5 protein-coding genes are annotated in these 7,417 nt (G+C 67.5%); 3 read left to right on the top strand and 2 right to left on the bottom strand.

Going from position 1 to position 7,417, the window contains the following annotated elements:
* The first annotated feature begins 395 nt into the window (after nt 1–395).
* Entirely contained in the window at nt 396–2,123 is a 1,728-nt protein-coding gene (locus ACMX2H_RS05345) for an HNH endonuclease (RefSeq protein WP_414959400.1), read from the top strand.
* A gap of 61 nt (nt 2,124–2,184) precedes the next feature.
* Here ACMX2H_RS05345 and ACMX2H_RS05340 read toward each other — a convergent pair whose 3' ends face one another.
* Nucleotides 2,185–2,952: a MerR family transcriptional regulator gene (locus ACMX2H_RS05340; RefSeq protein ID WP_414959398.1), complete on the bottom strand. Its 768-nt coding sequence runs from the start codon at nt 2,950–2,952 to the stop codon at nt 2,185–2,187.
* 298 nt (nt 2,953–3,250) lie between these two features.
* Between ACMX2H_RS05340 and ACMX2H_RS05335 the strand changes: the two genes are divergently transcribed.
* The gene (locus ACMX2H_RS05335; RefSeq protein ID WP_414959396.1) at nt 3,251–4,297 is read left to right on the top strand and encodes a DMT family transporter; all 1,047 of its coding nucleotides are present in this window, start codon (nt 3,251–3,253) and stop codon (nt 4,295–4,297) included.
* Between the two features lie 98 nt (nt 4,298–4,395).
* Entirely contained in the window at nt 4,396–5,280 is an 885-nt protein-coding gene (locus ACMX2H_RS05330; RefSeq protein WP_414959394.1) for a hypothetical protein, read from the top strand.
* 59 nt (nt 5,281–5,339) lie between these two features.
* Here the strand turns inward: ACMX2H_RS05330 and ACMX2H_RS05325 are convergent, their stop codons facing one another.
* Nucleotides 5,340–7,340 carry an acyl-CoA dehydrogenase family protein gene (locus tag ACMX2H_RS05325; RefSeq protein ID WP_414959392.1) on the bottom strand — a complete coding sequence of 667 codons (2,001 nt, stop codon included), beginning with the start codon at nt 7,338–7,340 and terminating at the stop codon, nt 5,340–5,342.
* Between the last annotated feature and the right edge of the window lie 77 nt (nt 7,341–7,417).

Genomic DNA, 7,417 nt, shown 5'->3' with positions numbered 1-7,417 from the left:
CGACCCGACTTATAAGCTGTTTTCAGTAGCAGTTCAGCACCAAACGTTGGCCACCGGGTTTGGGGTTCCGGGTGGCGTCTGCGGGCTTTGTTCCGCGACCGTTCGTAGTCGATGCCGTGCCTTTGGGCGCGCTGAAGATTGAGACGCTCAAGATGTTTGATCCGCCAGTACCTGAACCGCCTGTCGCGACGCAGGCCTCCGCACCGTCCGGCACAGTCTCGTCCGGTGCCGCGCCTGCTGGTGCGGTGTCTGCTGGCGCGGCACCTGCGGCCGCATCATCGGGCAGCGGAGCCTCGCCGGCGTCAACCCCGGCAGGCGTTGTCCCTCCGTCGGACGCCACGGCTGTTGGCGGCGGGGTTCCGGTGGGTGGGCTGCCCGCGGGGAACGGGTCCGGGGTGTGGTTGCCGCCGGTGGATTTGGAGGCGTCGGCGGACGTGTTGGTGGATCAGATCACCGCGCGGGAGAACGCGAAGGACGCGATCGCCGCGGAGCAGGCCCAGCTCATCGTCGCCTTGGAGCAGCAGATGCTGGCCGAGCGGGCCGCCAAGGGCGTGCCCGCCGCGCGGCGGGGTGAAGGGATCGCCAAGCAGGTCGGGTTGGCGCGCCGGGAGTCCCCGAACTGCGGCGCGTTGCTGCTGGCCCGGGCCAGGGTCCTGGTCACCGAGATGCCGCACACGCTCAAAGCGCTCGCGGCCGGGGTCCTGAACGAGCGGCGGGCGGCGATCCTGGTCAGTGAAACCGACTGCCTCACCCCGGAACACCGCGCGCTGGTGGATGCGGAACTGGCCGGGAACCCGGAACGCCTGCAAGGGCTCGGGAACCGGCAGATCGAGGCCGAAGCCAAACGCGCCGCATACCGGCTGGACCCGCACGCGGTGGTCAAACGCGCCGCGAAGGCCGAAGCGGACCGGTACGTCTCCTCGCGGCCGGAACCCGACGTGATGGTCTCGGTCCGCACCCTGCTGCCGGTAGCGCAGGGTGTTGCGGTGATGGCCGCGCTGAAACAGGAAGCGGACCGGTTGGCGAACGCCGGGGATCCCCGGTCGCGGGGGCAGGTGATGGCCGATACTGTCTTTGAACGCGTCACGGGCCGCAGCACCGCCGACCCGGCCCGGCTGGAAGTGCAGCTGGTGATGACCGACAGGGCGCTGCTGCAGGGCGAGCGCGAACCGGCCTGGCTGACCGGCTACGGCATCGTCCCGGCCCAGTACGCCCGCGACCTGATCCGCCTGCCCCAGAACCCGCCCGAGAGTGCCAACGCCGACCCAAGAGGCGGCCAGGCAGGCCAAAGCCCGCCCGGCGAACGCTTAGCCGGCCCGCCGGGTGACGACGTCAGGCACAAGGTGCCGTTTGGTGCGGGAGCCGGGCAGCAGGACCCGCCGGGCAGCAGTTTCGGGCGGCAGGGGCCGCCGGGCAGCAGTTTCGGGCGGCCGGGGCCGCCGGGTGGCGGCATCGGGCGGCTGGCTCCGCCGGCCGGGACCGAGCCGGGTTGGCAGACCGCCCGCGAGACGGCTCGACGGGAGCGGTTGCGGAACCTGAAGGTCGGCGGGGTGGAGGACGTTTGGATCCGGCGGCTCTACACCGCGCCGGGGACCGGGCAACTGCTGGCCATGGACTCGAAGGCCCGGAAGTTCCCGGACGGGATCCGGCGGATGGTGCTGGCCCGGGACGCGGTCTGCGGAAGTCCCTGGTGCGACGCGCCGATCCGGCACATCGACCACATCGTCGCGTGGGCCGAGGGCGGGCCCACCAGCCTCGCCAACGGGCACGGATTGTGTGAACGCTGCAACCACGCCAAGGAAGCCGACGGCTGGACCACCGCACCCATCGACGGGCCACGCCACAGCGTGCTGACGACCGCCCCAACCGGCCACACCTACATCTCCACCGCACCGCCCCTGCCCGGCACGCCGCTGAGCGGGTCGGCCGTTGATGCAGCGGCTGTGCAAGAGGCAACTGCTGTGCGGCGGGGCCAGCGGACCGCACCGGAGCCGCTGCTCCTGGTGAAGGCCGCCCTGCGGCAAGCGGGTGCCGCCGACACTGGCCGCCCCGACATCGGCGCCACGGGTGGCTGGGCGGTCGTCCGCATCGGCCGGGACGAACTGATCCGGCCGGCAGCTTGACCGCAAAGAGCGGCGTGGCGACAACACTCGCGGATTGTCCCCACGCCGCTTGCATGGAGCCTTACTGCAGGTGTTCGTCGGCATAGACCTTCATCGCGTCCCGTACAAAGGTAGCGCCCTGCTCGCCGCCGTAGTTGGCACCGAACCGCGGGTCTGCCACGTACGTGTCGCCCAGCCCTGTGAAATAGCCGAAGGAGACTTCTTGGCCGCCGTTGGCACTGGCGAGCCAGTCGTATTGACGCTGTGCCAAAGCTTGAGCCTCAGCGCTTTCGGCAGCCAACCCGGACTCGCCGGCGGCAACCCAATCTGCCAGCAACTGCTTGGACTGTTCCTTCCAGGACGCGCGCTCGGCGTCGGACATGCCGCGCCACCACCGGTCGCCCTTGGCGTAAGCGTCCTTGCCCCACCGCTCTTCGACTTCCTCCTTGTACTGTGTGTGGTCAAAGCCGTCGAACATTTCCTTTGCCATGAGCTGTTCGCCCCTTTCCGTCTTGTCGATCGTTGTCTTGACGGAGGCGATCTGCAGTTCAAGCCGATCGCGCTCCTGCATGAGAAGTTCCAGATGTCCGCGCAGGGCGGCGGTTGTGTCCTTGGTGCCTTCAAGCACCTTGGTGATCTCCGGCAGACCCAACCCAAGTTGGCGCAGCAGGAGGATCCGCTGTAGCCGAAGCAAGGCCCCGTCGTCGTAATAGCGGCAGCCGTTGTGGCCAGTGCGGCTCGGCATGAGCAGGCCGATGTCCTGGTAGTGCCGCAAGGTCCTGCTGGTAGTCCCGGCAGCTTTGGCGACTTCTTGGATCGAATACGTGTTGACCTCCGGTGTCATGCTCATGGAACCACTATGAAGCTTGACGTTGCGTCAAGGTCAAGATGACGAGCCGGAATTTGGCGAGGGCTGCGAACTGGTTGGAGCGGCGCGTCAAGGGGCCGGTGAGGACGCCCGCTACGCGGCTGGCACACGAAGGCTGGCAACACGACGGGGTTGGCAAGACGATGGGCCCGCAACACGAAGACTGGCAAGACGATGGTCCCGCAAAGACGCCGGCAGCCGATAGGGCGGTCCTGACAAGAAACCCCAGCTGACAAGAGCAAGCGCAGACAGGAGCTGCCGGGCGGGATAGCATCGGCACGTGCATGCAGACCGGCCCGCTGATTCTCCCCGCGGCAGCCGCGGGAGACTGGTGCCGGGCGGAAGGAATTCCACCCGCCGCGAGGGCATCCAACTGCCGGTTCCGCTGGCTCTGCTGCTGGCACTACTTGCTGGCGGGGGACTGGCCGTGCAAAGCCGGCTCAACAGCCAGTTGGGCATAGTGCTGCAGGACAGCGTGGGCGCAGCCTTGGTCAGCTTCGGCACCGGCTTCGCGGCGGTGGTGCTGTATGCGCTGGTGCGGCCGAAGGTGCGGGGAAAATTGCGTGCCGTTCCGGAGCTGCTGCGACGGCGGGTGTACCCGCGCTGGTATCTGCTGGCCGGCGTCGTGGGTGCCCTCTACGTGTTCGCCCAGTCGGCAACTGTCGGGCCGATCGGCTTGTCCTTGTTCACCATCGCGATCGTGACCGGCCAGATGGCTTCCGGCCTATTAATGGACCGCCTGGGTATCGGCGCCGGCCGAAAGATTGCGATCAGCAAGGCCCGGATCACCGGTGCGGTGTTCGCCTTTCTGGCAGCGATCCTTGCCGCCAGCGCACATTTCGGGCCATCGGCGGCAGTGGGCCCGCTGCTGCTGTTCATGCTGATCCCGCTGGTGTCGGGGTTGTTGCAGAGCGTCCAGCAGGGCGTCCTGGGCCAAATCGGTACTGCTCATGGCAGCCCGGTGATCTCCACGCTGTTGAACTTCGGTGTGGGAACGGTGGCCCTGCTGGCGGTCTGGGTGTTGCAGACGGCGATCATCGGGCAGGCGGACCTCCTCACCGGGCAATGGTGGCTCTATCTGGGCGGCCCGCTCGGCACCATGATCCTGGCCGCTGCCACCGTCTGCGTGGCCAGCACCGGCGTGTTGCTGATGACGCTGACCGTGATTGGTGGACAGCTCATCGGAGCGCTGGCCGTGGATATTTTCTGGCCGTCGGCGGGCAGCGTAGTCGGCCCGGAAACGCTGCTGGGCATCGGATTGACCGGCGCGGGACTGCTCATCGCGGCGCGTGCCGGCCGTCCGCGCAGCACCCGCCGGGCCAACTGATTGCGGCGCACTCCGGCGGCGCGCTCCACCCGCCGGCCCGACTGACCGGAGGGACCTGCGGCAGGAACCACGCGCCGTAGCGGCGCTACCATGGGCCAATGGACGACGGCGGTGCCTCCTTCGGCCAGATGCGCGCGGTGGGCGGAGCGGACCCGGAGGGCCGGGCAGCGTTGGCTATCCTGCAGATGCTGCAGGAGTTGGAGCCATGGCTGCAGCGCGACCAGCCGGCGGTTGAGCCGGGATCCCCGCTGGCCCAGTTGGACGAGCAATTCACCGCAGCCCAAAGCGTGAGCAGCCTGCTCCGCCAGTCATTGGCTGCGGCCACCGACAATGTGCTGGCACTGCGTCGGCTGCTCTTCGAGGAACACCCAGGGCAGGGTACGGCGGAATACCGGCTGCAGACCCATGCGCCGTATTCATTGGTGCGCACGGTGATCGAGTGCACTTCCACGGTGTTGTGGGCGCTGCTGCCGGCCGAGGGTGCCGAGCGGGCCAGGCGCAGCCTGGTGCTCATTGCACGGGACGTGTTCAACGCGGCATCGTTCTGGGATGCCTATCTGGCGGACTTTCGGCCGGAACGGCATGCCCGGGCGATGGAGTATTTCAACGGTCTGCGCCGCACGGTGAACGAGGTGGCGGAGTCGCTGGAGCTGCCACCGATTTTTGCCCGAAAAGCCGACGACTCCTGGGGCTACGCCACCAAGAACCGTACGCAGACCTCCATCCTGAAAGACCTGCGGGCCGAGGACCTGCCGCCGTCGTTAATGTATGTCTGGCAGTTCTGCAGCGGTCATTCGCACGGACTGGAATGGGCAGCCATGGGCGGAGCCCGCTACCCGGATCCGTTCAGTGAATCCGGCACCGGGACCTTCCGGGCGGGGAGCATGGAGCAGCTGCAGCAGATGTGCAACGTGTCGCTGGGCCTGGTGCCGCGGGCCTGGGATGTCTTCGACGCGCAGCGCCGCGTCTGGCCGCTGTTGTAGGCGGAAGGCCCGTTCAGCGGTAGGCGCGAGGCCGATTCAGCGGTAGGCGCGAGGCCGATTCAGCGGTAGGCGCGGTGCAGGTTCTCTTTGGCCGAAACACCGGTCGGGCGTTCCGAAATCCATGGCCCCGTTCCCTCCGAAGGGTCCAGGACCCCGGCTTCGAACCAGGTGTAATCGCCGGCGAGAACCCGGGAAGCCAGCTTGCCGTCGCTGGCGTCCGAGTTTCGCCAGAGTTCGCCGAAGAGCTGGTGGATCCGTTCCCTGGACTGCAGGCAGAAGGCGTCCGCCAACTGGTACGCTCCCTTGCCTTGCGCCGGGTCCTGGCTGCGCAGCATTTCGGCATGGCTGCAGCTGGCGGCCATGGCGAAGAGTTCGGCGCCGATATCCACGATCCTGCCCAGGAATGCCTGCCGCTTCTCCAGCCCGGCCTGCCACCGCCCCATGCCGAGGAAGGTCTGCCGGGCCAGCCGGCGGGACGAACGCTCGATGTAGCGCAGATGCTTGGCCAGCGGACCGAAGTCCTTGTAGGCCTGGGGATTCATGCCTTGGCCGGCGAGCAGTTGGGGCAGCCACTTGGCGTAGAAACTGCTGGCGCCCATGGCGGCTTTGGCCTTGGCCTGGAGATCGGCATCGGCCGAGGCCAAATCTCCGGCCGCGGCCAAGTGCGCGTCCACGGCCTCGCGGGCGATCAGCAGATGCATGATTTCGGTGGACCCTTCGAAGATCCGGTTGATCCGCAGGTCGCGCAGCAATTGCTCGGCCGGCACGGCGCGTTCGCCGCGGGCGGCCAGCGAATCGGCGGTCTCATAGCCGCGGCCGCCGCGGATCTGGACCAATTCGTCGGCGATCTTGTACGCGAATTCGCTGGACCACAGCTTGGCCAGTGCGGCTTCAATCCGGACATCCTTCATGCCCGCATCGGCCAGTCCGGCAGACAGCTCAAAGACTGCGTTCAGGGCGAAAGAGCCGGCGGCGATGAAGGCGATTTTCTTGCTGACCGCCTCATGTTTGCCGACGGGCTTGCCCCACTGCACGCGTGCATTGGACCATTCCCGGGCGATCTTCAGCGACCATTTGCCGCCGGCCGCGCAGAGCGCCGGGATGGAGAGGCGGCCGGTATTCAGCGTGGTCAACGCGATCTTGAGGCCCTGACCCTCACGGCCCAGTCGGTTGGCTGCAGGGACACGAACATTGTCGAACCGGGTAACGCCGTTTTCGATGCCCTTGAGGCCCATGAAGGAATTGCGGTTCTCCACGGTGATGCCGGGGGAGTCAGCTTCCACGACGAACGCCGAGATGCCGCCGCGTTGGCCGCCATGCTCCGGGACCTTGGCCATCACCACCACCAGTTCAGCGATCACGCCGTTGGTGGTCCACAGCTTGCTGCCGTTGAGCAGGTACGCCTCGCCGTCCTCGGTGGGAGTGGCGGTGGTGCCGAGCCGCGCGGGGTCAGAGCCGACGTCGGGCTCGGTGAGCAGGAAGGCTGTGACGGCGCCGGCAGCGCAGCGGGGCAAGTATTCGCGCTTCTGCTCCTCGGTGCCGAAGACCTTCACCGGTTCGGGAACGCCGATGGACTGGTGGGCAGACAGCAGTGCGCCGAGCGAAGGATGTATTGAGCCCAGCAGCATCAGGGCACGGCCGTAATAGAGCAACGACAACCCCAGGCCGCCGTATTCCACCGGGATCTTCATGCCGAAGGTGCCCAGATCGGCCAGGCCGGCGATGTATTCGTCCGGTATCTTCGCGTCGCGTTCTATCCGCCCCCCGTCCATGGTGCGGGCATAGTCTTCCAGCCTCGCCAGAAACGCCTCGCCGGCCTCCCGCTCCGACGGGGTCGGCTGCGGATGGGGGTGGATCAGGTCAAGCTCGAACCGGCCCATGTACAGGCCCTTGGCGAAGCTCGGCCGGGTCCATTCTGTTTCGCGCGCCGCCTCGGCGAGCTCGCGGGCGTCCCGTTCGCTGGTTTCCGCCGGGCCGGCCGTGCCTGCTTCGGCGGGCAGCGGCCCTGCGGCGGCATCCAAGCTGGCACTGGCTATTTTCTGGTCGGTCTCGGCGCTCATGACAGTCCCCTTCGACGCGGGCCTGCCGGGCTTCAGGCCCTGTGCTGTCCCCTTATGTTACTTCCCGGTAGGTCTTT

Origin of the sequence: Arthrobacter sulfonylureivorans, assembly GCF_047607445.1 — a bacterium.
GTDB classification, from domain to species: Bacteria; Actinomycetota; Actinomycetes; order Actinomycetales; family Micrococcaceae; genus Crystallibacter; species Crystallibacter sulfonylureivorans_A.
The sequence above is the reverse complement of the archived record's forward strand: the minus strand, read 5'-3'. Positions and strand labels throughout refer to the sequence as shown.

Excerpts from the sequence above, each read along its gene's own strand:
- ACMX2H_RS05340 (WP_414959398.1), bottom strand. The coding sequence starts at position 2,952 with ATGAGCATGACACCGGAGGTCAACACGTATTCGATCCAAGAAGTCGCC.
- ACMX2H_RS05330 (WP_414959394.1), top strand. The coding sequence starts at position 4,396 with ATGGACGACGGCGGTGCCTCCTTCGGCCAGATGCGCGCGGTGGGCGGA.
- ACMX2H_RS05325 (WP_414959392.1), bottom strand. The coding sequence starts at position 7,340 with ATGAGCGCCGAGACCGACCAGAAAATAGCCAGTGCCAGCTTGGATGCC.